General features: G+C 72.6%; 24 protein-coding genes and 1 pseudogene. 17 read left to right on the forward strand and 8 right to left on the reverse strand.

Translation table 11 applies throughout. From position 1 onward, the window contains the following. Positions 1-19: 19 nt before the first annotated feature. Complete coding sequence (locus KWI83_RS12790; protein WP_218514444.1) at positions 20-1147, reverse strand: 8-amino-7-oxononanoate synthase; 1128 nt, start codon at positions 1145-1147, stop codon at positions 20-22. 155 nt (positions 1148-1302) lie between these two features. Between KWI83_RS12790 and bioB the strand changes: the two genes are divergently transcribed. The 4 genes from bioB to KWI83_RS12810 all read left to right on the forward strand — a co-directional run bounded on the left by bioB (position 1303) and on the right by KWI83_RS12810 (position 5281). Then, positions 1303-2475, forward strand: coding sequence for a biotin synthase BioB (gene bioB / locus KWI83_RS12795; RefSeq protein WP_218514445.1), 1173 nt, complete (start codon positions 1303-1305; stop codon positions 2473-2475). Further along, positions 2468-3748 (forward strand): adenosylmethionine--8-amino-7-oxononanoate transaminase, encoded by a 1281-nt coding sequence (locus tag KWI83_RS12800; RefSeq protein ID WP_218514446.1) that lies wholly within the window; start codon positions 2468-2470, stop codon positions 3746-3748. Before bioB ends, KWI83_RS12800 begins: the two co-directional genes overlap by 8 nt. 1 nt (position 3749) lies before the next feature. Continuing rightward, the gene (bioD, locus tag KWI83_RS12805) at positions 3750-4496 is read left to right on the forward strand and encodes a dethiobiotin synthase (RefSeq protein WP_218514447.1); all 747 of its coding nucleotides are present in this window, start codon (positions 3750-3752) and stop codon (positions 4494-4496) included. 104 nt (positions 4497-4600) lie between these two features. Then, the gene (locus KWI83_RS12810; RefSeq protein ID WP_218514448.1) at positions 4601-5281 is read left to right on the forward strand and encodes a class I SAM-dependent methyltransferase; all 681 of its coding nucleotides are present in this window, start codon (positions 4601-4603) and stop codon (positions 5279-5281) included. A 9-nt stretch (positions 5282-5290) separates the two neighbouring features. Here KWI83_RS12810 and KWI83_RS12815 read toward each other — a convergent pair whose 3' ends face one another. Both KWI83_RS12815 and KWI83_RS12820 read right to left on the reverse strand, forming a co-directional pair. Further along, positions 5291-5665 carry a fic family toxin-antitoxin system, toxin component gene (locus tag KWI83_RS12815; RefSeq protein ID WP_218514449.1) on the reverse strand — a complete coding sequence of 125 codons (375 nt, stop codon included), beginning with the start codon at positions 5663-5665 and terminating at the stop codon, positions 5291-5293. A 4-nt stretch (positions 5666-5669) separates the two neighbouring features. After that, positions 5670-5909 (reverse strand): toxin-antitoxin system HicB family antitoxin, encoded by a 240-nt coding sequence (locus KWI83_RS12820; RefSeq protein WP_141310281.1) that lies wholly within the window; start codon positions 5907-5909, stop codon positions 5670-5672. Positions 5910-6139: 230 nt separating this feature from the next. On the opposite strand from KWI83_RS12820, the gene KWI83_RS12825 reads away from it, so the two are divergent. From KWI83_RS12825 to mug, 9 genes are all read left to right on the forward strand, one after another. Beyond that, positions 6140-6979 (forward strand): ABC transporter ATP-binding protein, encoded by an 840-nt coding sequence (locus tag KWI83_RS12825; protein WP_256362143.1) that lies wholly within the window; start codon positions 6140-6142, stop codon positions 6977-6979. A gap of 4 nt (positions 6980-6983) precedes the next feature. Next, positions 6984-9551 carry an ABC transporter permease gene (locus KWI83_RS12830; RefSeq protein WP_218514451.1) on the forward strand — a complete coding sequence of 856 codons (2568 nt, stop codon included), beginning with the start codon at positions 6984-6986 and terminating at the stop codon, positions 9549-9551. A 333-nt stretch (positions 9552-9884) separates the two neighbouring features. Then, positions 9885-10313: a GNAT family N-acetyltransferase gene (locus KWI83_RS12835; RefSeq protein ID WP_218514452.1), complete on the forward strand. Its 429-nt coding sequence runs from the start codon at positions 9885-9887 to the stop codon at positions 10311-10313. A gap of 162 nt (positions 10314-10475) precedes the next feature. Continuing rightward, complete coding sequence (locus KWI83_RS12840; RefSeq protein ID WP_218514453.1) at positions 10476-11804, forward strand: hemolysin family protein; 1329 nt, start codon at positions 10476-10478, stop codon at positions 11802-11804. Beyond that, on the forward strand, positions 11801-12814 hold the full coding sequence (locus KWI83_RS12845) for a hemolysin family protein (RefSeq protein ID WP_218514454.1): 1014 nt from the start codon (positions 11801-11803) through the stop codon (positions 12812-12814). The genes KWI83_RS12840 and KWI83_RS12845 overlap by 4 nt, the downstream gene beginning before the upstream one ends. 82 nt (positions 12815-12896) lie before the next feature. Further along, entirely contained in the window at positions 12897-13682 is a 786-nt protein-coding gene (locus KWI83_RS12850; protein ID WP_218514455.1) for an SGNH/GDSL hydrolase family protein, read from the forward strand. Between the two features lie 7 nt (positions 13683-13689). After that, positions 13690-14031 (forward strand): DUF4326 domain-containing protein, encoded by a 342-nt coding sequence (locus KWI83_RS12855; RefSeq protein WP_218514456.1) that lies wholly within the window; start codon positions 13690-13692, stop codon positions 14029-14031. Positions 14032-14127: 96 nt separating this feature from the next. After that, on the forward strand, positions 14128-15570 hold the full coding sequence (gene purB / locus KWI83_RS12860; RefSeq protein WP_218514457.1) for an adenylosuccinate lyase: 1443 nt from the start codon (positions 14128-14130) through the stop codon (positions 15568-15570). Then, on the forward strand, positions 15567-16112 hold the full coding sequence (gene mug, locus KWI83_RS12865; RefSeq protein WP_218514539.1) for a G/U mismatch-specific DNA glycosylase: 546 nt from the start codon (positions 15567-15569) through the stop codon (positions 16110-16112). Before purB ends, mug begins: the two co-directional genes overlap by 4 nt. Positions 16113-16217: 105 nt before the next feature. On the opposite strand, the gene KWI83_RS12870 is transcribed toward mug, so the two are convergent. Genes KWI83_RS12870 through KWI83_RS12880 form a run of 3 tightly spaced genes read right to left on the reverse strand, consistent with a single transcriptional unit; the run spans position 16218 to position 18338 of the window. Continuing rightward, positions 16218-16649: a hypothetical protein gene (locus KWI83_RS12870; protein ID WP_218514458.1), complete on the reverse strand. Its 432-nt coding sequence runs from the start codon at positions 16647-16649 to the stop codon at positions 16218-16220. A gap of 40 nt (positions 16650-16689) precedes the next feature. After that, positions 16690-17415 (reverse strand): ABC transporter permease, encoded by a 726-nt coding sequence (locus KWI83_RS12875; protein WP_218514459.1) that lies wholly within the window; start codon positions 17413-17415, stop codon positions 16690-16692. 2 nt (positions 17416-17417) lie between these two features. Continuing rightward, positions 17418-18338, reverse strand: coding sequence for an ABC transporter ATP-binding protein (locus tag KWI83_RS12880; RefSeq protein ID WP_218514460.1), 921 nt, complete (start codon positions 18336-18338; stop codon positions 17418-17420). A gap of 332 nt (positions 18339-18670) precedes the next feature. Here KWI83_RS12880 and KWI83_RS12885 point away from each other — a divergent pair, with 332 nt between their 5' ends. From KWI83_RS12885 to KWI83_RS12895, 3 genes and pseudogenes are all read left to right on the forward strand, one after another. Next, a complete protein-coding gene (locus KWI83_RS12885; RefSeq protein ID WP_218514461.1) occupies positions 18671-19825 on the forward strand; it encodes a sensor histidine kinase in 1155 nt (384 codons plus the stop codon). Between the two features lie 14 nt (positions 19826-19839). Next, a pseudogene (locus KWI83_RS12890) lies at positions 19840-20499 on the forward strand (response regulator); the annotation flags it as partial. A 121-nt stretch (positions 20500-20620) separates the two neighbouring features. Beyond that, positions 20621-21778 (forward strand): ROK family transcriptional regulator, encoded by a 1158-nt coding sequence (locus tag KWI83_RS12895; RefSeq protein ID WP_218514462.1) that lies wholly within the window; start codon positions 20621-20623, stop codon positions 21776-21778. 106 nt (positions 21779-21884) lie between these two features. On the opposite strand, the gene KWI83_RS12900 is transcribed toward KWI83_RS12895, so the two are convergent. Beyond that, positions 21885-22646 (reverse strand): GntR family transcriptional regulator, encoded by a 762-nt coding sequence (locus tag KWI83_RS12900; RefSeq protein ID WP_218514463.1) that lies wholly within the window; start codon positions 22644-22646, stop codon positions 21885-21887. 201 nt (positions 22647-22847) lie between these two features. Beyond that, on the reverse strand, positions 22848-23732 hold the full coding sequence (locus KWI83_RS12905) for an RNA polymerase sigma-70 factor (protein ID WP_218514540.1): 885 nt from the start codon (positions 23730-23732) through the stop codon (positions 22848-22850). 146 nt (positions 23733-23878) lie between these two features. On the opposite strand from KWI83_RS12905, the gene KWI83_RS12910 reads away from it, so the two are divergent. Continuing rightward, positions 23879-24730 (forward strand): alpha/beta fold hydrolase, encoded by an 852-nt coding sequence (locus tag KWI83_RS12910; protein WP_218514464.1) that lies wholly within the window; start codon positions 23879-23881, stop codon positions 24728-24730. The last annotated feature ends 23 nt before the right edge of the window (positions 24731-24753 follow it).

Here is a 24753-nt window from a genome sequence, read left to right on the forward strand (position 1 = left end):
ACGGCCGTGGTTCGCCGACTCATGGTCGCGTGTCGCCGATGACACGTACAGCGCGTTCGATCTGGTCCCCGGAGAGGTCCGCGCGGGCCGTCAGCCGCAGCCGGGAGATGCCGTCGGGCACGGAAGGAGGTCGGAAACAGCCCACGGCGAGCCCCTCGGCACGGCAGTCGGCCGCCCAGCGCACGGCGCTCTCCGGGGACGGCGCGCGGACGGAGACGACGGCCGCGTCCGGCCGTACCGCCTGAAGGCCCAGGGCCGTCAGCCGCGTGTGCAGCTCGCCCGCCACCGCGCGGGCCCGCGCCGCCCGCTCCGGTTCACCGCGCAGCAGCCGCAGGGCCGCGAGTGCCGCGCCCGCGGCGGCGGGGGCCAGACCGGTGTCGAAGATGAACGTCCGGGCCGCGTTGACCAGATGGTCGATCACTCGCGCCGGGCCGAGCACGGCGCCGCCCTGGCTGCCCAGCGACTTGGACAGCGTGACCGTGACGACCACGTCGTCCGCGCCCGCGAGCCCCGCCGCGTACGGGGCGCCCCGGCCGCCGTCGCCGAGCACACCGAGGCCATGGGCGTCGTCCACGACCAGCCCCGCGCCCTGCTCCCGGCACACCTGAGCCAGGGCGGCGAGCGGGGCCGCGTCGCCGTCGACCGAGAAGACCGTGTCGGACACGGCGACGGCCGGGCCGTCGTGCGTCTGGAGGGCCTTGCGCACCGCGTCCGGGGCGGCGTGCGCGACGACCTGGGTGGTGCCGCGGGCCAGTCGGCAGCCGTCGATCAGCGAGGCGTGGTTGCCCGCGTCGGAGACGATCAGCGAGCCGTGCGGCGCCAGCGCGGTGACCGCGGCGAGGTTGGCGGCGTAACCGGAGGAGAAGACCAGCGCCGCCTCGAAGCCGCAGAATCCGGCCAGCTCGCGTTCGAGTTCCGCGTGCAGTTCGGTGCTGCCGGTGACGAGCCGGGAGCCGGTCGCCCCGCCGCCCCACCTCCGCGCGGCCCGCGCGGCGCCCTCGGTGACCTCGGGGTGCCGGGCCAGACCGAGGTAGTCGTTGCTCGCCAGGTCCAGCAGCGGAGAGTCGGCCGGGCGGGGACGCAGGGTCCGTACGAGTCCGGCGCGGCGGCGCAGCTCCGCCTGCTCGTCGATCCAGCCGAACGCCATGGGGTTTAGCCCTCCGGTGTTTTTGTAGGCAATGAACAGACCCTAGCGGGACCCAACGCAGCTCAGGGTGTGGCAATACCCACACGTCGACGGCCCAGGGTTGTGCGAAGTCTCCTCTTGGCCTGAGGTGGTGCATTAGGACAGGATCAGCTTCCATGGACCTGCTGAACACGCTGGTGGACAAGGGGCTTCGGCGCGAGACGCCGACCCGCGAGGAAGCACTGGCCGTCCTCGCCACTTCCGACGACGACGTGCTCGATGTGGTGGCCGCGGCCGGCAAGGTGCGCCGCCACTGGTTCGGCCGTCGGGTGAAGCTGAACTATCTCGTCAACCTCAAGTCGGGGCTGTGCCCCGAGGACTGCTCGTACTGCTCCCAACGCCTCGGCTCCAAGGCCGACATCCTCAAGTACACCTGGCTGAAGCCCGACGAGGCCTCCCAGGCGGCGGCCGCCGGGCTCGCGGGCGGCGCCAAGCGGGTCTGTCTGGTGGCCAGCGGGCGCGGCCCGACCGACCGGGACGTCGACCGGGTCTCCGAGACCATCCGGGCGATCAAGGAGCAGAACGAGGGCGTCGAGGTGTGCGCCTGCCTCGGGCTGCTCTCCGAGGGCCAGGCGGAGCGGCTGCGCGACGCCGGCGCGGACGCCTACAACCACAACCTCAACACGTCCGAGGGGACGTACGCGGACATCACGACCACGCACACGTACGCCGATCGGGTGGACACGGTCCAGAAGGCGCACGCGGCCGGGCTGTCGGCCTGCTCCGGTCTGATCGCCGGGATGGGCGAGAGCGACGAGGACCTGGTCGACGTCGTGTTCGCGCTGCGTCAGCTGGACCCGGACTCGGTGCCGGTCAACTTCCTGATCCCGTTCGAGGGCACCCCGCTCGCCAAGGAGTGGCACCTCACCCCGCAGCGCTGTCTGCGGATCCTGGCGATGGTGCGGTTCGTGTGCCCGGACGTCGAGGTGCGCATCGCGGGCGGCCGCGAGGTCCATCTGCGCTCGATGCAGCCCCTCGCCCTGCATCTGGCCAACTCCATCTTCCTCGGCGACTACCTCACCAGCGAGGGCCAGGCGGGCAAGGCCGACCTGGAGATGATCGCGGACGCCGGGTTCGAGGTGGAGGGCACCGACCAGGTGACGCTGCCGGAGCACCGGGCGGGCGGCGGGTGCGGTACCCACAAGAGCGCCGAAGGTGCCGGGTGCGGGTCGCACGAGGGGGGCGGAGTCTGCGGCTCCGCGTCCGCCCCGCAGACCGCCGAGCCGCGTACGGACCTGGTCGCCGTACGCCGCCGGGGTGCCGGAACGGACCTCGCGCCCAATGCCTGACCTGACCCTGCCCGAGCTGCTGGACCTCGACCGGCGGCACGTCTGGCACCCGTACGGCCCCATGCCCGGCCGGCAGGAACCGCTCGTCGTGGAGTCGGCGAGCGGGGTCCGGCTGCGGCTCGCCGACGGCTCGGGCGAGCTGGTCGACGGGATGTCGTCCTGGTGGTCGGCGATCCACGGCTACAACCACCCGGTGCTGAACGAGGCCGCGCGCGGGCAGTTGGCGCGGATGAGCCACGTGATGTTCGGCGGGCTCACGCACGAGCCCGCCGTACGGCTCGCGAAGCTCCTTGTCGACATGTCGCCCGACGGTCTGGAGCATGTGTTCCTCGCCGACTCCGGGTCGGTGTCGGTCGAGGTCGCGATCAAGATGTGCCTGCAGTACTGGCGTTCGCTCGGCCGACCCGAGAAGCGACGCCTGCTCACCTGGCGGGGCGGCTACCACGGCGACACCTGGCAGCCGATGTCGGTGTGCGACCCCGAGGGCGGCATGCACGAACTGTGGACCGGGGTGCTGCCCCGGCAGGTGTTCGCGGACCCGCCGCCGCCCGCGTACGAGGAGTCGTACGCCGACCGGCTGCGCGGCCTGATCGAGCGACACGCGGGCGAACTGGCCGCCGTCGTCGTGGAGCCGGTGGTGCAGGGCGCGGGCGGCATGCGGTTCCACTCCCCCGCGTATCTGCGAGTGCTGCGCGAGGCGTGCGACGCGCACGACGTGCTGCTGGTGTTCGACGAGATCGCGACCGGGTTCGGCCGTACGGGTGCGCTGTTCGCGGCGGAGCACGCGGCCGTGACGCCGGACGTCATGTGCGTGGGCAAGGCGCTGACCGGCGGCTACCTGACGATGGCGGCGACGCTGTGCACGTCACGGGTGGCCGACGGCATCTCCCGGGGCGAGGTGCCCGTGCTGGCGCACGGGCCGACGTTCATGGGCAATCCGCTGGCGGCGGCCGTGGCCTGCGCCTCGATCGAGCTGCTGCTCGGCCAGGACTGGCGCACGGAGGTCAAGCGGATCGAGACGGGACTGCGGGAGGGGCTGGCACCGGCCGCGGACCTCCCGGGAGTACGCGAGGTACGGGTCCTGGGCGCCATCGGGGTCGTCCAGCTCGACCACGCGGTGGACATGGCGGCGGCGACGCGGGCCGCCGTGCGCGAGGGCGTGTGGCTGCGGCCGTTCCGCGACCTCGTCTACACCATGCCGCCGTACGTCACGGGCGACGCGGACCTGGCACGGATCGGGCGCGCGGTGTGCGCGGCCGCGCGGGAGGGATGACATGCCGATCCTGGTGATCACGGGGACGGGCACGGAGGTCGGCAAGACGGTCACGACGGCCGCGGTCGCCGCGTCGGCGGTGGCCGCGGGGCGCTCGGTCGCCGTTCTGAAGGCCGCGCAGACGGGCGTACGACCGGATGAGCGCGGGGACGCCGAGGAGGTCGCGCGGCTGGCGGGACCGGTCGCGGCGAGCGAACTCGCCCGCTATCCGGAGCCGTTGGCGCCGGGTACCGCGGCGCGGCGGGCCGGGCGGGCGCCGGTGCATCCGCAGGAGATCGCGGAGACCGCGGCCAAGCTGGCCACCGAGCACGATCTGGTGCTGGTGGAGGGCGCGGGCGGGCTGCTGGTGCGGTTCGACCCGGCGGGCGGGACCCTGGCGGACGCGGCCGAGCTGCTGGCGGCGCCGGTGCTCGTGGTGGCGGCGGCGGGACTGGGCACGCTGAACACTACCGAGCTGACGGCACGTGAAGTACGCCGCCGGGGGCTCGACTTGCTGGGCGTGGTGATCGGCAGCTGGCCCACCGAGCCGGACCTGGCCTCGCGCTGCAATCTGGCGGATCTGCCGGAGGTGGCGTGCGCGCCGCTACTGGGAGCGCTTCCGGACGGGGCGGGGGCGCTGGCGCCGGAGGTCTTCCGGGCGGCGGCGCCGGGGTGGCTGGCGCCGCGGCTGGACGGGACGTGGGACGCGGAGGCGTTCCGGGTTGCGGAGCGGCCCGGTCCGTTGAAGGACGCCGGAACGGCGTCGTAGGGAGGCTCACGAGCGCGCGGTGCGGGCGCGTTCGAAGTCGCGGGGTGCGCGGGGCGTTTCCGGGGGACAATCCCCGTATGGCCCGTCCTGCCCGGGAGGTTTCCATGCCGCTACGGTCCACCGGCACCGGCAAGGTGGCGCGGGATCCCGTGCACCACCCGCTGTTCGCCCGCTACTACGCCCGTCTCAGCGTGGCCGCCGAGACCCGCATGGGCATGGCCGGGGTGCGCGACCGGCTGCTCGCCGGGCTGTCCGGGCGGGTGATCGAGATCGGCGCGGGCAACGGCCTGAACTTCGCGCACTATCCGCGTACGGTCGCGGAGGTCGTCGCCATCGAACCGGAGCGCAGCCTGCGGCAGCTCGCGGTGGAGGCCGCCCTGCGTGCCGAAATGCCCGTCGACGTGGTGCCGGGCGCGGCGGAGGCGCTGCCGGTCAAGAGCGAGGGTTTCGACGCGGTGGTGCTGTCGCTGGTGCTGTGCAGTGTGCGGGACGTGCCGCGCGCCCTCGGTGAGGTACGGCGGGTGCTGCGGCCCGGCGGTCAGGTGCGGTTCTTCGAGCACGGCCGGGGCGGCGGCCGCGCGATGGGCTTCACGCAGCGGGCGCTGGACCGCACGGTGTGGCCGGTGCTGAACGGCGGCTGCCATCTGTCCCGGGATCCGGTCGGGGCGCTCCGGGACGCCGGGTTCGAACTGGGGCCGTACCGGCGGATGCTGATGCCGGAGAAGGGGCCGGTGCTGCCCACGTCGTTCTGCGTGCTCGGCACCGCGTGGCGGCCGCAGCAGTAGGCGGGCGTCTCACTGGCTCCACCGGCGCAGCTCGCGCGCGATGTCGTGCACCGACGCCTCACCGCTCTTGACCAGCCGGGCCAGATCGCGCACCTGCTCGGGCGAGGTGACGACCTTGGCGCCGCCGGCGACGAGATAGGCGTACGCGACGGCGGAGGCGAACAGGGCGTTGGAACGCTCCAGCGCCGGGATGTGGATCAGCAGTTGGAGCAGGGCCGCGGCGCGGGCGTGCGGGGTGTCGTAGACGGGGACGTCGAAGATCTCGGCCCGGTGGCGCGCGACGGCGGCGACGAGGGCTCCCCAGTCGGTGACCTGGGGGTCTCCCGGCGTCTTCTGTTCGGCGAGCATCAGGAGCCAGGCGAGGTCGATGGTGAGGTCGCTCAAGGGATCAGCGGCGACCTTCGCGCGTACCCTCACGGTCGGTGCCGAACTCCTCGGCGAAGACCGACTCGTACTGCTTCATGAAGTCGGCGGCCGCCTCCACGAAGGTGTGGCCGACCTCGCCGGTGTCCTGCTTGACGAGTTCCTCGATGTAGCGGTTGACGCTCATCCCGCGCGCGAGGGCGCGTTCGCGGGCCGCGCGGGCGGTGTCCTCGTCGACGCGGACGTTCAACTGGGTCTTGGCCATACCTTGAAGCTAGCGCTGAGGCGCTAGCAGGGCAAGGGCGCCTGCGAGGCCGGTTGAATGCCCCTTACACCCGCATACGGCGCGCGACCTGGGCAGGAGACGGCCCGGGACCTCCGGTGGATACCGTGTGTGCTGCGGATCACACTACTGTCGGTCGAGCAAGACGCTGCCGTCGGCCACGGCAAGGAACCCGGGACGTCCACGAACGAGGAGCGACCAAGGAGGCACCCTTGTCCACACCTGCTGCGCAGCACGCCCCGGGGCTCGCCTCGGCCGACGGGGTCGCCGCCCGGGCCCGCGGTCTGACCAAGGCATACGGCTCGGGCGAGACGACGGTGCTCGCCCTGGACTCGGTGGACGTCGACATCGCGCGCGGACGGTTCACCGCCGTGATGGGCCCGTCGGGGTCCGGCAAGTCCACCCTCATGCACTGCCTGGCCGGACTCGACACCGTCTCGTCGGGACAGGTGTGGCTCGGCGACACCGAGATCACCGGACTGAAGGAGCGCGAGCTGACCCGGCTGCGCCGGGACCGGATCGGGTTCATGTTCCAGTCCTTCAACCTGATCCCGACGCTGAACGCGCTGGAGAACATCACCCTGCCCATGGACATCGCGGGCCAGAAGCCCGACCAGAAGTGGCTGGACCAGGTCGTCGACACTCTCGGGCTGCGGGACCGGCTCGGGCACCGCCCCTCGCAGCTGTCCGGCGGCCAGCAGCAGCGCGTCGCCTGCGCCCGGGCCCTCGCCTCCCGGCCGGAGCTGATCTTCGCGGACGAGCCGACCGGCAACCTCGACTCGCGCGCGGGCCTGGAGGTCCTCGGCTTTCTGCGCGAGGCCGTCGACGAACTCGGGCAGACCGTGGTCATGGTCACCCACGACCCGGGCGCCGCCGCCCACTCCGACCTGGTGCTCTTCCTCGGCGACGGACGGATCGTCGACGAGATGGCGCGGCCCACGGCGGAGGCGGTGCTGGAACGGATGCGCCTCTTCACTGGGGGTGCCCCCCAGACCCCCGGGTTCGACGTGATCCGCCGTCAGTCCGACGACGCCCCCGCCCAGGGAGACTGAACCGGTGCTGAAGGCGACCCTCAGAAGCTTCCTCGCTCACAAGGGGCGGCTGCTCCTCTCGGCGCTGGCCGTACTGCTGTCCGTCGCGTTCGTCGCGGGCAGCCTGATCTTCTCCGACACCGTCAGCCGCACCTTCGACCGGCTCTTCGCCTCGACGGCGGCCGACGTCACCGTCAGCCTCAGGGAGACCCTCGACGAGGCGGTGCCGTCGGGCGCGACGGCCACTCTGCCGGCCGACCTCGCCGAGCGGGTGGCCCGCATCGACGGGGTGGCCGCCGCCCGCGCGGAGGTCGAGGTCCAGAACATCACCGTGGTCGACGACCGCAACGAGTCGGTCAGCCCGACGACCGGCGCTCCCACGCTCGGCAGCAACTGGAACCCGACCGAGCGCAGCCCCGTGGAGCTGACCTCGGGTCACGCCCCGCGCGGGCCGACCGAGGCGCTGATCGACTCCGAGACCGCCGACCGCAAGGACGTACGGATCGGGGACACCCTGACGGTGATCGCGGCGCCCGGCTCGTTCAGGGTCGAGGTCGTCGGCATCGTCACCTTCACCACCACCAACCCCGGTGCCGCACTGCTGTTCGTGGACACGCCGACCGCGCAGACAAAACTCCTCGGCGATCCGAAGGGCGCCACCGCCATCACCGTGGACGCGGCACCGGGCGTCAGCGACGAGACGCTCAAGGAGCGCGTGGCGGCGGCGCTCGGCGAGGGCCGCCACGGCTTCCGCACCGCCGGCGAACAGGCCCAGTCCGACGTCGAACAGCTCGGCGGTTTCCTCGACATCATCAAGTGGGTGATGCTCGGCTTCGCCGGGATCGCCGTGCTGGTGGGCGTGTTCCTGATCGTCAACACCTTCTCCATGCTGATCGCCCAGCGCACCCGCGAACTGGGTCTGCTGCGCGCGCTGGGTGCCGACCGCCGCCAGGTCCGCCGCTCGGTGCTCACCGAGGCGCTGCTGCTCGGCCTGGTCGGCTCCACGCTGGGCCTGGCCGCCGGTATCGGGCTCGCCGCCGGGCTGATCGAGCTGATGGGCCTGCTCGGCATGAACATCAAGTCCACCGAGATGGTCATCGGCTGGGCGACACCCGTGACGGCGTACGTCGTCGGAGTCGGCGTCACCCTCGTCGCCGCGTACCTCCCGGCCCGCCGCGCCGCCGCCGTCCCGCCGATGGCGGCGCTCGCGGACGCCGAGGTCGCCGGGGTGGGTCGGCCGCTCAAGGTGCGCGCGATCGTGGGCGCCGTCGTCGGGGCGACCGGCGCGGCCGCGCTGACGGGTTGTGTCGTGGCCTCCGACACCGGGTCGGCCGCGTCCCTGCTCGGCCTCGGGGTCGTCCTGACGCTGGTCGCGACCGTGATCGCGGGACCGCTGCTGGTGCGGCCGGTGATCCGGGTGCTGGGCGGCTGGTTCCCGGCGCTGTTCGGTTCCATCGGGCGGATGAGCCAGCGCAACGCCCTGCGCAATCCCCGTCGTACCGGCGCCACCGCGGCCGCGCTCATGGTGGGGCTCGCGCTGGTGGGCGGGATGTCGGTGGCGAGCGCCTCGATGACGAAGTCGTTCGACGAGCAGATCGACCAGACACTGGGCGCGGACTTCGTGCTCCAGAACGCCAACTTCGTGCCCTTCCCGCAGGAGGTCACCCAGCGGGTGCGCGAGACCGAGGGCGTCGGCCTGGTCGTGCGTTCGCAGTTCGCGCCGATCGCGGTGACGCTCCCCGACGGCGCCCGGATCGAGACGACGGCCGCCGGCTACGACCCGCAGCTCGACGAGGTCGCCAACGTCACCTACGCGCAAGGGGACAGCGCCGCCGCGCTGGCCCCCGGGCGGATGGCGATGGACCGGGACTTCGCGCGGGACCACGGCGTACGGGTCGGCAGCACGGTCCCCGTCGAGTTCCAGGGCGGACGGAAGGCCGAACTGACCGTCGGCGCGCTGACCGACCAGGAGTCCGCCGAGGGCTTCGGCATGCAGGGCGGGATCTACTTCGGGCTCGCCACCCTGGAGCGGCACGCGCCGGGCGCGCAGGACTCCGCGCTGTACGTCAACGGCTCGCCCGGCACCGATCCGGACGACCTGCGTGGCAGCCTGGAGGCGACGCTGGAGGGGTATCCGCAGGTGCAGGTGCGGGACCTCGCCGACTACAAGCAGCTGGTCCGCGACCAGATCGCGGTGCTGCTGTACCTCGTGTACGCCCTGCTCGGGCTGGCGATCGTCATCGCCGTGCTCGGCGTGGTCAACACCCTCGCCCTGTCCGTCGTCGAGCGCACCCGGGAGATCGGTCTGCTGCGGGCCGTCGGGCTCGCCCGGCGGCAACTGCGCCGCATGATCCGGCTGGAGTCGGTGGTGATCGCGGTGTTCGGCGCGGTGCTCGGGCTCGCGCTGGGGCTGGTGTGGGGTCTGTGCACCCAGCAGGTGCTGGCGCTGGAGGGCATGACCGCGCTGGCGATCCCGTGGGGGACGATCGTCGCGGTCGTGATCGGATCGGCGGTGGTCGGGGTCGTGGCGGCACTGCTGCCGGCGCTGCGGGCGTCGCGCATGAATGTGCTGGCGGCGATCGCACACGAGTGAGGGTGAGCGACTGAGGGGGCGTGAGGGGGGCGTCCGAGCGGGGGTGAAGCAGGCGTGAGCGGGACATCCGAGCGGGGGTGAAGCAGGCGTGAGCGGGACATCCGAGCGGGGGTGAAGCAGGCGTGAGCGGGACATCCGAGCGGGGGTGAAGCAGGCGTGAGCGGGACAGAGAAGCAGGCGGCGGAGCCCACGCGAACAGAGCACCCCGAGCTGGTGGTGGAGCGTGCGTGAGACCACGCACGACCCCGCATCGCGAACCGCGCCTGCCGTGAGCGTCGGTCCGGATGCTGGAAATCGGGGGCGGTGCCAGATCGCCGGTGATGGGATCAGGCCATGACCGACCTGCGGATACGGGCCGCGAAACCCGACGACCTGGACACCGTGCTGGCCTTCTGGAAGACCGCCGCCGAGGGCACCAGCATCAGCGACGACCGCGACGGCGTGGAGAGGCTGGTCGCCCGCGACCCCGAGGCGCTGATCCTGGCCGAGCGGCAGGGCGAGCTGGTCGGCACGGTGATCGCGGGCTTCGACGGCTGGCGTTGCCACCTCTACCGGCTCGCCGTGCACCCGGAGCACCGCCGCCAGGGCATCGGCGGCGCGCTGCTGGCCGCCGCCGAGGAACGTTTCGTAGGACTCGGCGGGCGACGCGGCGACGCGATGGTGCTGACCCGGAACGCGACCGCGCAGCACGCGTGGCGTGCGGCGGGGTACTCGCCGGAGGAGCAGTGGCGGCGCTGGGTGAAGCCGCTGACGGAATCCTGACGCCCTTTACCGACCCTTTACCCTGGGAGGGCCACTCGGTCCTCCCAGGATCCGACCCACCCTCAGTGAAAGGTGTGAGCGTCCGCCCATGGGCGAGCCTCCCAGTACCGGACATCGCGCGATCCTCCCTGCCCTGACGGATCCTGGGACGGGGGTGACCCGATGACCGAAGTGCTGCTCCTGCTGGTGGCGGTCCTGCTCTCGCTCGCCTGTGGCGTCTTCGTCGCGGCCGAGTTCTCGCTGACCACGGTCGAGCGCGGCGAGCTGGAACGCGCCGTCGAGCACGGCGAGCGCGGCGCCTCCGGTGCCCTGAAGGCCGTACGGAATCTCACCTTCCAGCTCTCCGGGGCGCAGCTCGGCATCACCGTCACCAACCTGGTGATCGGCATGCTCGCCGAGCCGTCCATCGCGCGGCTGATCGCGGGCCCGCTGCGCGGCATCGGCATCTCGCGGACCACGGCGTCCTCGATCGCGCTGGTGCTGGGCACGGCGCTGTCGACGGTGTTCCTGATGGTGGTGGGCGAGCTGGTGCCCAAGAACTGGGCGATCTCCTCGCCGCTGGCCGTGGCCAGGCGGGTGGGCAACGCGCAGCGCTGGTTCAGCGCGGTCTTCCGGCCGTTCATCACCCACCTCAACAACACGGCGAACCGCCTGGTGCGCCGCCTCGGCATCGAGCCCGCCGAGGAGCTGGCCTCCGCGCGCGGGCCACAGGAACTGGCCGCGCTCGCCCGGCACTCCGCCCGGGAGGGCGCCCTGGAGCCGGACACCGCCGAGCTGTTCGTCCGCACCCTGAAACTCACGGACCTCACCGCGGAGAACGTGATGACGCCGCGCGTCCAGGTCGTCGCCCTCGACGTGCAGGCGACCTGCGAGGACGTGGCGAACGCGACCCGGGCGACGGGCCTGTCCCGGTTCCCGGTCTACCGCGGCAGCCTCGACTCGGTCGTGGGCACCGCCCACATCAAGGACATCCTGACCGTGCCCGCCGAGCGCCGACCCCGGGTGCCGGTCGCCGACATGATGCGCGAACCGCTGCTCGTCCCCGAGTCGCTGACCGTGGACCGGCTCCTCGACCGGCTGTCCGGCAAGCGCACGATGGCCGTGGTGATCGACGAGTACGGCGGTACGGCCGGTGTGGCGACGCTGGAGGACATCGTCGAGGAGGTCGTCGGCGAGGTGCGCGACGAGCACGACCCGCACGAGACACCCGACCTCGCCGCCGCCGGCGCCGACGAGGACGGCCACGCCCTGTACTCGGCGGACGGCGCCGCCCGCATGGACCAGCTGGCGCGCGTCGGCCTGCGCCCGCCGGAGGGGCCGTACGAAACGCTGGCCGGTCTTGTTGCCGCTGAGCTCGGCCGCATTCCGGCCGTCGGTGACACCGTGGAGGTCGCCGGCTGGCGGTTCGAGGTGCTGGACGCCTCCGGGCGCCGGGCGGCGCGCGTCCTGCTGCACGCGCCCCTGGACGACGAGAAGGAGGCGCAGGCATGACCGCCGTACAGCTGCTGATCGGTCTGGTGACGCTGGTCGTGAACGCCTTCTTCGTGGGCGCCGAGTTCGCGCTGATCTCCGTGCGCCGCTCCCAGATCGAGCCGTACGCCGAGCGGGGCGACCGGCGCGCCAAGAGCGTGCTGTGGGGACTGGAGCACGTGTCCGCGCTGATGGCGGCCGCGCAGCTCGGCATCACCTTGAGCACCCTGGTGCTCGGTGTGGTCGCGGAACCCGCGATCGCGCATCTGCTGGAGCCGGTGTTCCACGCGATGGGCGTGCCGAGCGGTGCGGGACACGCGGTGTCCTTCGTGATCGCGCTGACCCTGGCGACGTATCTGCACATGCTGCTCGGGGAGATGGTGCCGAAGAACATCGCGCTCGCCGAGCCGGTGCGCAGCGCGCTGCTGCTCGGGCCGCCGCTGGTCGCGCTGTCCCGGGCGCTGCGGCCGGTGATCTTCACGATCAACGCGCTCGCCAACGGGCTGCTGAAGCTGCTGCGGATCGAGACCAAGGACGCGGTCACGGCGAGCTTCTCGGACGCCGAGCTGGCCCGGATGGTCCAGGACTCCGGTGCCGCCGGGCTGATCGACGACCGGGCGCAGGAACGGCTGCACGACGCCCTCGAACTGGGTCACCGGCCCGTGCGGGATGTCGTACTGCCGCTGGAGCGTGTCGTGTACGCGCGCGTGGGTGTCACTCCGGAGGAGCTGGAGGGGCTGTCGGCCCAGTCCGGGTTCTCCCGCTTCCCCGTCGTGGACGAGGGGCGCCGGATCGTCGGCTATCTGCATGTGAAGGACGCGCTGGACGCCATGCCGCGGGACCTGCCGTTCCGGCTGCGCGACATGCGGTCCATCGCGCGCGTGCGGGAGACCACGCCGCTGGACGACGTCCTCACCGCGATGCGCGGCAGCCGTACGCATCTGGCGGCCGTGCTGGGCTCGGACGGGCGGCTGGCGGGGCTGGTGACCATGGAGGACGTGCTGCGGGAGCTGTTCGGGCAGTGGGCGTGAGGCTCGTGGCCGGGCGGTGGCCGTGGGGGCGGGGAGGTGACCGACCGGCGGGTATGCGCCTCGGGATACCATCTCCGACGCCATGCAGACGAACGCCTCACCCACATACACCAGCCTGGTCGCGGTCGGCGACTCCTTCACCGAGGGCATGTCGGACCTGCTGCCCGACGGCACCTACCGGGGCTGGGCCGACCTCCTCGCGGCACGGATGGCCGCGCGCACGCCCGGCTTCCGGTACGCCAACCTCGCCGTGCGCGGCAAGCTGATCGGGCAGATCGTCGACGAGCAGGTGGACGTGGCGACCGCCATGGGCGCCGACGTGATCACCCTCGTCGGCGGGCTCAACGACACCCTGCGGCCCAAGTGCGACATGGGCCGGGTGCGCGGGCTGCTGGAGGAGGCCGTTGAGCGGCTTGCCCCGGCCTGCAAGCAGCTGGTGCTGATGCGCAGCCCCGGACGGCAGGGCCCGGTGCTGGAGCGGTTCCGGCCGCGCATGGAGGAGCTGTTCGCCTGCGTCGACGAGCTGGCCGCGCGGCACGGCGCGGTGGTGGTCGGCCTGTACGGGGCGGCGTCCTTGACTGACCCGCGCCTGTGGGACGTGGACCGGCTGCACCTGACGGCCGAGGGACACCGCCGGGTCGCGGAAGCGGTGTGGCAGGCGCTCGGGTACGAGGCCGAGGACCCCCACTGGCGGGTGCCGCTGCCGGCCACGCTGCCGCCGGGGTGGGTGACGCGCCGGGTGGCGGACGTCCGGTTCGCCCGGCAGCATCTGGTCCCGTGGATAGGACGTCGGCTCACGGGCCGCTCCTCCGGGGACGGCCGCCCGCCGAAGCGCCCCGAGCTGCTGCCGTACGAGGATCCGGCGTAGGTCCACCGTGACCGCCCGGGTGATCAACCTCAGGGGCCGGATCCACGACGTCGGTCCCCGGCTGGAACACGCCCCTGCGGACATCGTGTACGTCGGCCGTCGCTGGACCCTGGGCGGCTGGGACCTGCCCCGGCACCCGCTGTACAACCCGTTCGCCTACGACACGGCCACGAAGAAGCGGGACGGCACCCGGGCCGAGGTGATGGCGATGTACCGGGCGTATCTGCTGGAGCGCCCGGAGCTGCTCGATCTGGTGCCGGGGCTGCGCGGGCGGACGCTGGCCTGCTGGTGTGCGCCGGAGCTGTGCCATGCGGACGTACTGGCGGAGTTGGCCGAGTCGGCCGGGTAGGGATGGCCTGGCGGGCTCCCTGGGGACCGCCTTGTAGGTTCCGACGAACGCACCCGTGGCGCTGGCCTGCACAAACCGCCAGTAGAATCCGGTTACGTGACTTCTGCGCCCGCCAAGCCCCGTATCCCGAACGTCCTCGCCGGACGCTACGCCTCCGCCGAGCTCGCCACGCTCTGGTCGCCCGAGCAGAAGGTGAGGCTGGAGCGGCAGCTCTGGCTCGCCGTGCTGCGGGCCCAGCAGGACCTCGGGATCGAGGTGCCGGACGCGGCGATCGCCGACTACGAGCGCGTCCTCGACCAGGTCGACCTGGCCGCCATCGCCGAGCGCGAGAAGGTCACGCGGCACGACGTGAAGGCGCGGATCGAGGAGTTCAACGACCTCGCCGGGCACGAGCACGTGCACAAGGGCATGACGTCCCGCGACCTGACCGAGAACGTCGAGCAGCTGCAGATCCGGCGCTCGCTGGAGCTGATGCGCGACCGTACGGTGGCCGTGCTGGCGCGCCTCGGCAAGCTGGCCGGTGAGTACGGCGAGCTGGTCATGGCCGGGCGCTCGCACAATGTCGCCGCGCAGGCCACCACCCTGGGCAAGCGGTTCGCGACCGCCGCCGACGAGCTGCTGGTCGCCTACGGCCGGATCGAGGAGCTGCTCGGCCGCTACCCGCTGCGCGGCATCAAGGGCCCGGTCGGCACTGCGCAGGACATGCTGGACCTGCTCGGCGGGGACGCCGTCAAGCTCGCGCAGCTGGAGCAGCGGATCGCCGGGCACCTGGGCTTCTCGCAGGCCTTCACCTCGGTCGGCCAGGTCTACCCGCGCTCGCTCGACTACGAGGTCGTCACCACGCTGGTGCAGCTGGCCGCCGCTCCGTCGTCGCTGGCGAAGACGATCCGGCTGATGGCCGGGCACGAGCTGGTGACCGAGGGCTTCAAGCCGGGTCAGGTCGGCTCCTCCGCGATGCCGCACAAGATGAACACCCGCTCCTGCGAGCGCGTGGGCGGCCTGATGGTGATCCTGCGCGGCTACGCCTCGATGACCGGCGAGCTGGCGGGCGACCAGTGGAACGAGGGCGACGTGTCCTGCTCGGTGGTGCGCCGGGTCGCGTTGCCGGACGCGTTCTTCGCGCTGGACGGGCTGCTGGAGACGTTCCTCACGGTGCTGGACGAGTTCGGGGCGTTCCCGGCGGTCGTGGCGCGGGAGCTGGACCGCTATCTGCCGTTCCTGGCGACGACCAAGGTGCTGATGGCCTCGGTGCGGGCGGGCGTCGGCCGTGAGGTAGCACACGAGGCGATCAAGGAGAACGCGGTGGCGTGCGCCCTCGCCATGCGTGAGCAGGGTGCCGAGCGCAACGAGCTGCTGGACCGGCTCGCCGCCGACGAGCGCATCCCGCTCGACCGGGCACAGCTGGACGAGCTGATGGCCGACAAGCTGTCCTTCACCGGTGCCGCCGCCGACCAGGTGGGGGCGGTGGTCGGCCGGATCGAGGAGATCGTGAAGCAGCGCCCGGAGGCGGCGGGTTACACGCCGGGAGCGATCCTCTGACGCGCTTCACCCCGGAGGAGTTGGAGGCCGCCCGCGACCGTCTGGTGCCGGACGTGGTCGCGGACGGCCTGCGCGTGCTGTTCTGTGGCATCAACCCCGGTCTGATGACCGCGGCGACGGGCCACCACTTCGCCCGCCCCGGCAACCGCTTCTGGCCGGTGCTGCATCTGTCCGGCTTCACGCCCCGGCTGATGAAGCCGTCCGAGCAGGGCGAGTTGCTGTCGTACGGCCTCGGCATCACGAACGTGGTGGCGCGGGCGACTGCTCGGGCCGACGAGTTGAGCGCGGAGGAGTACCGCGAGGGCGGACGGCTGCTGTCGCTGAAGGTGGCCCGGCTGCGGCCGCGTTGGCTGGCGGTGGTGGGCGTCACCGCGTACCGGGCCGCCTTCGACGACCGCACGGCGAGGGTGGGACCGCAGGTGCGGACGATCGGCGACACGCGCGTGTGGGTGCTGCCCAATCCCTCCGGGCTGAACGCGCATTGGACGGCTCAGACGATGGCGGAGGAGTTCGCGCGGCTGCGGGTGGCCGCGGAGGACTGACCGGCACCCAAGCGGAGCCGTCTCGTGCACAGGGCTGGGCTTGTCCGGGCGATCTCGATCGCCGAGCCGATCACTCGCACCCACCTCGTGCCCAGGGCCAGCCAGTCACTCGGGGTCCACCTCCGTGACGACGGCGAGCAGTCGGGCCGGGTCCGTCTCGTCGCCGTCGGCGACACCGAGCGCGACCCATCGGCCCGTTCCGGTCGCCTGCCATACGTACAGGTCGTCCGCCAGGGCGCTGATGCTCGCCCACGGCTCCGGTATCTCCTCGCCCCGCTCACCGCGCACCCGGAGGGTGAGCATGCCCCACAGGGGATTCGCCCCCCATCGCTCGTTGAGTCGCCGGGCGATCCCCTCCCTGAAGGCTTCGACATCCTCGGCCGTGCGCTCCCCATGCGCGCAGTAGGGGTCCGCGGCTCCTAACTCCGTTATGTAGTAGCCCGGTCCTTCTCGGCCGACGTCCGACCAGCCGTGCTCCGCCGGAAAGGGGCGCGAGCACAGCCGGTCAATCGTGTCCAGGCACCCTGCGATGTTCATGAACCCAGTAAACCCGGCGCCACTGACAATTGGCGGCGCGTCATGCGTCCCGCCGTCGAACGCTCCACGCACCCGCCAGCACCGCGCCCGCCGTCCACAGCGCGGTCACGGCGAGCCCGGTCCACGGGCCCAGGGTCCCGTCCCACGTGCTGTGCAGGACGACCTGGCCGGCGCGGTCCGGCAGGAAGTCGGTCAGGCCGCCCGCGGCGTCCCCGATCACGAAGGACACGACCAGCAGAAAGGGGATCAGGATGCTGAGCGCGCCGATCCCGCTGCGCAGCAGAGCCGCGAGTCCGGCCGCGAACAGGGCCATCAACGCGAGATAGACGCCGCTGCCCAGGACGCCGCGCAGTTGCTCGCCTGCGGTGAGTCCGTCCGCCGCCGCACCCATGCCCGCGCGGGCGACGGCCAGCGAGGCGCCTCCGGTGACCAGTCCGACGAGGAACACCGGTACGGCGATGGCGGTCAGCTTGGCCGTGAACCATCGCCCCCGCTGCGGCACCGCCGCGAGGGCGAGTCGCAGCCCGCCGCCGGTGAGTTCGGAGGAGACGGCGAGGGCACCGAAGGCGACGGCGGCGATCTGGCCGGGCACCATCCCGAGCAACGCCGTGAACAGGGGATCGGATTCGGGGTCGCCGCTGCCGTCCGTGGCCGCGATCGCGGAGAACGCCGTCGTCACGGCGAACAGCGCCACCAGGGCGCCGTACAGGGAGTGCAGGGTGCGGATCTTCAGCCACTCGGCGTGCAGGACGGGAGTGAAGGGCATGGTCAGGCCTCCTGGGGCTGGGCCGTGAACTCGGTGTCGGCGGCGGTCAGATCCAGATAGGCCTGTTCCAAGGTGCCTTCCTCGGCAGCGAGTTCGAGGACGGGCAGCCGTGCCCCGGAGGCGAGGCGGCCGATGTCCTCCACGCGCGCGTGCTGCACGATCCACCCGCCGCCGTCGCCCGGGGCGGCCTCGTAGCCGTGCCGGGCGAGCAGTTCCCGCAGCGCGGCGTCCTCCGTGGTCCGCACCCGGACGCGGGGCTGCACGCGCGCGTGGACGAACTCCCGCATCGGCATGTCGGCGAGGAGCCTTCCCCTGCCGAGGACGACCAGGTGGTCGGCGAACGACGCGGTCTCGTTCATCAGATGGCTGGAGACCAGCACCGTGCGGCCCTCGTCGGCGAGTCGGCGCAGCAGCGTGCGGATCCAGATGATGCCCTCCGGGTCGAGGCCGTTCGAGGGCTCGTCGAGCAGGACGACGGGCGGGTCGCCGAGCAGGGCGGCCGCGATGCCGAGGCGCTGGCGCATGCCGTGGGAGTACGTCTTCACCCGGCGGCGGGCGGCGGTGGCCAGGCCCGTCTCCTGCAGTACCTCGTCCACCCGGCGCACCGGGATGCGGTTGCTCGCGGCGAGGGTGCGCAGATGGTCGCGTCCGGTGCGCGAGCCGTGCGCGGCCTGGGCGTCGAGCAGGGCGCCGACCTCGCGCAGCGGTTCGTGCAGCGTGGCGTAGGCACGGCCGCCGATGGTCGCGGTGCCGGAGGTCGGCCGGTCGAGGCCGAGCACCAGCCGCATGGTGGTGGACTTTCCGGCGCCGTTGGGGCCGAGGAAGCCGGTGACCCGGCCGGGCTCGACGGTGAAGGTGAGGTGGTCGACGGCGCGCCGGGTGCCGTACTCCTTGGTGAGGTCTCGGACGTCGATGCTGGTCATGGCCTCAGCCTGACCGCCGGCCCGGGGGCCGGGCCTCCCCTGTGCGAGGAGGTCGTCTCCCCCGCTCGGGGGAGGCCCGTTGATGCTCCTGACTTGTTGAATCGACCCCAGATGCTCGGTCTGCAGCCGTAGCGTCCAGGGTGTCGGTCGGCATGGGCCCGCAGTGCTCCTATCAGGTCATGGTCCGCCCGGCCGGAGCCATGAGAACCAGCTCCGGCGGTCGGACAGAACAACGCGAAGACAGCCCAGCAGGGCGTCAGTCAGTGGCAGAGCCACGACCGCCGGAAGCCGCTACGAGTATCAATGTCAGTGGCGGCTGGCACGATGAGGCGATGGTCCGCCTTCTGCGCCCGCTGCTGCGCGGGACGACGTACACGCGCCTGCTGCACCTGTGCGTTCCGGTGCTGCTGGCCGGCGTGTGGTTGTTCATTGACATGTCACGGCCGTGGGTGCCCGCGGTGCTGCTGATCCCGGTCGGCCTGATCCCGGCCGTGCGGCGCGGCGAGGGGCTGCAGGCGCAGTTCATGCTGACCCCGGACGCGCGGGACTCGGGGATCTCCACCGCGCCGTCGGCGACTTGGGGCGACCGGCTGCGGACCGTGCTGTGGCTGGAGGTCCGGATGGGCCTGGCCGCGGTGACCGCGCTGATGACCGTGTGGTCGCCGATCCTCGCCGTCGACCTGGCCTCGGCGGCGCTCGGCACCCGGCCGTACGACAACCCGATCCTGCGGATCGTCGAACCCCACTGGGCCTACGCCTTCCTGGTGCCGCTCCCCCTCCTGGCGATGTACGGCGGCGTGGTGGGGCTCGGCGAGCTGATCACCGCGCTCGCACGCCGCCTCCTCGGGCCGTCGGCGGCCGAGCGGCTGGCCGCCCTGGAGGAGCGCACCGAGCAGTTGCTGGAACGCAACCGGATCGCGCGGGAGTTGCACGACTCCATAGGGCACGCGCTGACCGTGGCGGTGGTGCAGGCGGGCGCCGCGCGTGCGGCGGGCGATCCGGCGTTCACGGACCGGGCGCTCGGCGCGATCGAGGAGACCGGGCGGGCCGCGCTGGAGGACCTGGACCGGGTGCTCGGCATCCTGCGCGAGGCGGAGCGTCCGGTGAGCAGCCGTCCGACGCTCGTCGAGGCGGACCGGCTGCTGGAGTCCGCGCGCGCCTCCGGGACGAAGGTCGACGCCGAGTTCACCGGACCGCTGGCCACGGTGCCGGGGCCGGTCTCCCGGGAGGGCTACCGCATCCTTCAGGAAGCGCTGACGAACGTGCTGCGGCACGCGGGCGGTGTCCCGGCGCGGGTTCGGCTCGCGGTCGCGGACGGCCGTCTGGACCTGGAGGTCCGCAATCCGCTGCCGGCGCCGATACCCGGACCCGGTCGGGGCAGCGGGCTGCGCGGGATACGGGAGCGGGCGGCGCTGCTGGGCGGCCGGGCGCACACGGGCCCCGACGACGGTGACTGGCAGGTGCACGTCGAGCTGCCGCTGGGCTGATCTACGCTGGCCGGATGCCGGTCACCGTTCTCCTCGTCGACGACGAACCCCTCGTACGCGCGGGCCTGCGGGCCGTGCTGGAGGCGCAGCCGGACATCGAGGTGGTCGGGGAGGCGGCCGACGGGGCGGCGGTGATCCCGCTGGTACGGCGACTGCGGCCCGACGTGGTCGCCATGGACGTACGGATGCCGCTGCTCGACGGCATCGAGGCCACGCGCGTGGTGCTGCGGACCGTGCCGGATCCGCCGAAGATCCTGGTGGTGACGACCTTCGAGAACGACGAGTACGTCTACGAGGCGCTGCGGGCGGGTGCCGACGGGTTCCTGCTGAAACGGGCCCGGCCGGCGGAGATCGTGCACGCGGTGCGGCTGGTCGCCGAGGGCGAGTCGCTGCTGTTCCCGGCGTCGGTGCGGCAACTCGCCGCCGAGCACGGCGACGGGGGTGGGAACCCGGCGGCGCGGGCCGTGCTGGAGCGGGCGCAGCTGACCGAGCGGGAGGCGGAGGTGCTGCGGCTGATGACCCGTGGACTGTCGAACGCGGAGATCGCCGCGCACCTGCTCGTCGGCACGGAGACGGTCAAGTCGCACGTCAGCTCGGTGCTGGCGAAGCTCGGGGCGCGGGACCGCACCCAGGCGGTGATCACGGCGTACGAGTCGGGGTTCGTCTCCCCCGGCTGCCCCAGGTTCTCGCCCGGCTGCCCCGGGCCTCGGTGGACTGGGGGCTTACGGCACTCGCCGCTGTCCGCGGTGCCGAGTACGATCCGGCCAACACGCGCACAAGCTGGGAGGACGGACGTTGGGGCGGCTGACCGGCGGGGATCCCTCGCTGCTGCGAAGGATCAATTCCGCGGTGGTGCTGCACGCGCTGCGTGCCACGGACTGCGCGACGCTGACGGAGATCACCCGGGTGACCGGGCTGTCCCGGCCGACCGTCGAGGGGGTCGTCGAGGGGCTGATCGAGGCCGGTCTCGTGGTGGAGAAGGCGGCCGAGGAGGGTGCCGCGCGGCGTCAGGGGCGCCCGGCGCGGCGGTTCAGGTTCCGGGCCGAGGCCGGGCATCTGCTGGGGCTGGAGATCGGGCCGCACCGGGTCGCCGCGCTGCTCGCGGACCTGGACGGGCGGATCGTCGGCGCGCAGGCCAAGGACGTCGACGAGACCGCGCACGCCGACGAGCGGCTGGAGCGGCTGCGCACCGCCGTCGCGGAGCTGCTGCGCCGGGCCGGGGTCGCACGGAGTTCGCTGCGGGCGGTGGGGGTGGCCACGCCCGGGATCGTCGAGGCGGACGGGACCGTGCGGCTGGGCACCGCGCTGCCCGGCTGGACGGGGCTGCGGCTCGGGGAACGGCTGGGCCGCTCCTTCAAGTGCCCGGTGCTGGTGGAGAACGACGCCAACGCGGCGGCGGTCGCCGAGCACTGGAAGGGGTCGGCGACCGAGTCCGACGACGTGGTGTTCGTGCTGGCGGGGTTGAGCCCGGGCGCCGGCGCGCTGATCGGCGGGCGGCTGCACCGGGGGTACGGCGGGGCGGCCGGTGAGATCGGCGCGCTGCATCTGCTGGGCCGGGAGGCGACGCCGGAGACGCTGCTGTCCACCACGGACGAGCCTTTGCACCCGCTGGACGAGCAGGCCGTCGCCAAGGTGTTCGCGCAGGCCCGCGAGGGCGACCAGCGGGCCATGGCCGCCGTCGACCGGTTCATCCAACGGCTCGTGCACGACGTGGCCGCGCTCGTGCTGGCGCTCGACCCGGAGCTGGTCGTCATCGGCGGCTGGGCGGCGGGACTGGACGGCGTACTGGATCCGCTGCGGCGGGAGCTGGCGCGGTACTGTCTGCGGCCGCCGAAGGTGACGCTGTCGCTGCTGGGGGAGGCGGCTGTGGCGACCGGGGCGCTGCGGCTGGCCCTGGACCATGTGGAGGAGCAGCTGTTCGCCGTGGAGGGCACGGTGACGGCGCGGCGGTGAGGGGCGGCTCGTCGAACGTCCCCACGGAACAGACGCCCGTGTCGAGGGACGTACGGCGCCCCGGAGCAGGCCCCTCCACGGCGCCGTACGAAAGGCCCTACGGCGTTCAGGACGCCCGGCGCTGGGGGTCCTCGTGGATCTCCACCCCACCCGAGTCGCCGAAGGTCAACCGGCACGTGTCGGCGCGGTACGTCGCGACGGAGACCGCCGCTGTGCGTCCGGCGGCATGGAAGCGGGTGGTGACGACGAGGACCGGGGCGCCCGGCAGGCGGTCGAGTTCCTTGGCGTCGTCGGCGCGGGCCGAGCCGAGTTCGACGGCGCGGTCCTGCCCCTCCAGCTCCAGGTGCTGCAGCTCGCGCAGCACCGCACGCGCGCGTGCCGGTCCGGACGGGGCGTCGATGGCGGACAGGTCGGGCACCGACGACTCGGGGATGTACAGCAGCTCGGCGGCGACGGGCTGGCCGTGCGTCGTACGGGTGCGGCGCACGATGTGCACGGGCTCGTCGCGGCCGGTCTCCAGGGCGTCGGCGACCGCGGCCGGCGGGGCCGCGACGGTGCAGTCCGCGGCCTGCCAGGCGTCACCGGGCGCGCCGGGCCAGGCGTGCTGTTCGGTGCCGACCGCCACGCCCACGCGCGGCGGGGCGACGGTCGTACCGACACCGCGGCGGCGCTGCAGTCTGCCTTCCAGTTCCAGCTGTTCCAGGGCCTGGCGGAGCGTGGCGCGGGCGACGCCGAAGCGGGCGGCGAGGTCGCGCTCGTTGGGCAGGATCTCGCCCACCGAGAACTCGGAGTCCAGTGCCTCCGTGAGCACGGTCTTGAGATGCCAGTACTTAGGTTCCGGCACCGATTCCAGCTGCGTGGTCCCCACCCTGTCCTCCGCAATCGCCGTGATCCGGCGGCGTTTTAGCGCCCTTGTTTATTAAAGGTTGTTGTACTTATCTGCGACCATAGGACGGCCCTCACCCTTGGTCAAGACCAATCCTCGATCCCTCAGGCGCTGCACAGAGTGCGGTGCGGCCGAGCGTTCATGGGCCGTTCGCACCACGCCGCAGACGTGACACAACGGCGTCTACGCGGTGGCCAGTGATCGCAGCTTGTCGGGGTTGCGGATGACGTAGACGGCCTGGACGCGTCCGTCGCAGACGTCCAGCTGGAACACGGAGTCGGGCTTGTCGCCAGTCAGGACGAGGACCGCGGGACCGCCGTTGAGTTCCAGGAAGCGGTACGACATGTCGGGAATGCCCTTGCGGGCGGCGCCGACGAGGAAGCGGCCCACGTGGTCGGCGCTCTGCAGCACCCGCAGCGGCGCCTTCGCCTTGCCGCCGCTGTCGCCGACGAGGCGGACGTCGGCCGCGAGCAGCGCCATGAGCCCGTCGAGGTCGCCGTCCGCGGCGGCGGCCAGGAACCGCTCGGTGAGGTCGCGGCGCCGGGCGGGGTCGACGTCGTAGCGCGGCCGCCGCTCCTCGACGTGCCGACGGGCGCGCCCGGCCAGCTGCCGTACGGCGGGCTCGGCACGGTCGAGCATGGCGGCGATGTCGGCGTAGGGGTAGCCGAAGGCCTCCCGGAGGACGAACACCGCCCGTTCCAGCGGCGACAGCGACTCCAGTACGACGAGGACGGCGAGGGAGACGGAGTCGGCGAGCACGGCCCGCTCCGCTGTGTCGGGGGCCGTGTCCCCGAACTCGGTGAGGTACGGATCCGGCAGCCACGGGCCGACGTACGCCTCGTTGCGGGTCTTGATCTGGCGCAGCCGGTCGAGGGCGAGGCGGGTGGTGACGCGCACCAGGTACGCGCGCGGGTCGCGCACGTCGGCGCGGTCGGCGCCCGACCAGCGCAGCCAGGCGTCCTGCACCACGTCCTCGGCGTCGGCGACACGCCCGAGCATGCGGTAGGCGACGCCCAGCAGGACGGAGCGGTGCTCTTCGAAGACCTCGGTGGCGGTGTCGGCGGTCACCACCTCATCCCATCCGACCCGTCCGGTCATGTCCATCTGTTGGGCGGTGACGGGGGCTACCCGTCGGTAGCCGTTGCTGACAAGGTGTCTACAGCATCGACGGCCCCGGGAGTCGGGGCCCGCCCCCGTCCTCCGCGAGGAGCTGTATGTCCGCCACCGTCTCCTTCAAGGTTCCCACCCCGCAGGGCCCGCGCAGCCTGAGCCTGGCGTACGCGCGCGTGGGCACCGGTGAACCGCTGGTCCTGCTGCACGGCATAGGTCACCACCGGCAGGCGTGGGACCCGGTCGTCCCCGTCCTGGCCGTCGAACGGGACGTGATCGCCGTGGATCTGCCGGGGTTCGGGGAGTCCCCGGCGCTCCCGGACGGCCTGGCGCACGACCTGCCGACGATGACCGCCGTGCTCGCCGCGCTGTGCGAGGCACTGGGGCTCGAACGGCCGCATGTGGCGGGCAATTCGCTGGGCGGCCTGCTGGCCCTCCGGCTCGGCCGGGACAAGCTCGTACGGTCCGTCACGGCCCTGTCTCCCGCCGGGTTCTGGTCGCAGGCGGAGCGGCGCTACGCCTTCGCCGTGCTCGTCGCGATGCGGCAGCTCGCCCGGCGGATGCCGCCGCCCGTCGTCGAGACGCTCGCCCGCCCCGCGGTGGGCCGTACGCTGCTGACGAGCACCATCTACGCCCGCCCGGGTCGCCGTTCACCCGAAGCGGTGGTGGCCGAGACGCTCGCGCTGGCCCGTGCCCAGGGGTTCTCGGAGACCCTCCGCAGCGGCCGGGACGTGCAGTTCACCGACGACATCACCGGGATCCCGGTGACCGTGGCCTGGGGCAGCCGGGACCGGCTGCTGGTGCCCCGGCAGGGAATCCGCGCCAAGTACGTCCTGCCCAAGGCCCGGCTGATACGGCTGCCCGGCTGCGGTCACGTCCCGATGAACGACGACCCGGCACTCGTCGCGCGCGTGCTGCTCGACGGCAGCCGGTCCGTCGCGGGAGAGACACCCTGAGGACCTCCTCCAGGACGAACACC

The organism is Streptomyces sp. TRM70350 (genome assembly GCF_019219825.1).
Lineage (GTDB): Bacteria > Actinomycetota > Actinomycetes > Streptomycetales > Streptomycetaceae > Streptomyces.

Excerpts from the sequence above, each read along its gene's own strand:
- KWI83_RS12880 (WP_218514460.1), bottom strand. The coding sequence starts at position 18,338 with ATGACCAGCATCGACGTCCGAGACCTCACCAAGGAGTACGGCACCCGG.
- bioD (WP_218514447.1), top strand. The coding sequence starts at position 3,750 with ATGCCGATCCTGGTGATCACGGGGACGGGCACGGAGGTCGGCAAGACG.
- KWI83_RS12885 (WP_218514461.1), top strand. The coding sequence starts at position 18,671 with ATGGTCCGCCTTCTGCGCCCGCTGCTGCGCGGGACGACGTACACGCGC.
- KWI83_RS12850 (WP_218514455.1), top strand. The coding sequence starts at position 12,897 with ATGCAGACGAACGCCTCACCCACATACACCAGCCTGGTCGCGGTCGGC.
- KWI83_RS12820 (WP_141310281.1), bottom strand. The coding sequence starts at position 5,909 with ATGGCCAAGACCCAGTTGAACGTCCGCGTCGACGAGGACACCGCCCGC.
- bioB (WP_218514445.1), top strand. The coding sequence starts at position 1,303 with ATGGACCTGCTGAACACGCTGGTGGACAAGGGGCTTCGGCGCGAGACG.
- KWI83_RS12840 (WP_218514453.1), top strand. The coding sequence starts at position 10,476 with ATGACCGAAGTGCTGCTCCTGCTGGTGGCGGTCCTGCTCTCGCTCGCC.
- KWI83_RS12875 (WP_218514459.1), bottom strand. The coding sequence starts at position 17,415 with ATGCCCTTCACTCCCGTCCTGCACGCCGAGTGGCTGAAGATCCGCACC.
- KWI83_RS12810 (WP_218514448.1), top strand. The coding sequence starts at position 4,601 with ATGCCGCTACGGTCCACCGGCACCGGCAAGGTGGCGCGGGATCCCGTG.
- KWI83_RS12800 (WP_218514446.1), top strand. The coding sequence starts at position 2,468 with ATGCCTGACCTGACCCTGCCCGAGCTGCTGGACCTCGACCGGCGGCAC.
- KWI83_RS12845 (WP_218514454.1), top strand. The coding sequence starts at position 11,801 with ATGACCGCCGTACAGCTGCTGATCGGTCTGGTGACGCTGGTCGTGAAC.
- KWI83_RS12835 (WP_218514452.1), top strand. The coding sequence starts at position 9,885 with ATGACCGACCTGCGGATACGGGCCGCGAAACCCGACGACCTGGACACC.
- KWI83_RS12870 (WP_218514458.1), bottom strand. The coding sequence starts at position 16,649 with ATGAACATCGCAGGGTGCCTGGACACGATTGACCGGCTGTGCTCGCGC.
- KWI83_RS12790 (WP_218514444.1), bottom strand. The coding sequence starts at position 1,147 with ATGGCGTTCGGCTGGATCGACGAGCAGGCGGAGCTGCGCCGCCGCGCC.
- KWI83_RS12910 (WP_218514464.1), top strand. The coding sequence starts at position 23,879 with ATGTCCGCCACCGTCTCCTTCAAGGTTCCCACCCCGCAGGGCCCGCGC.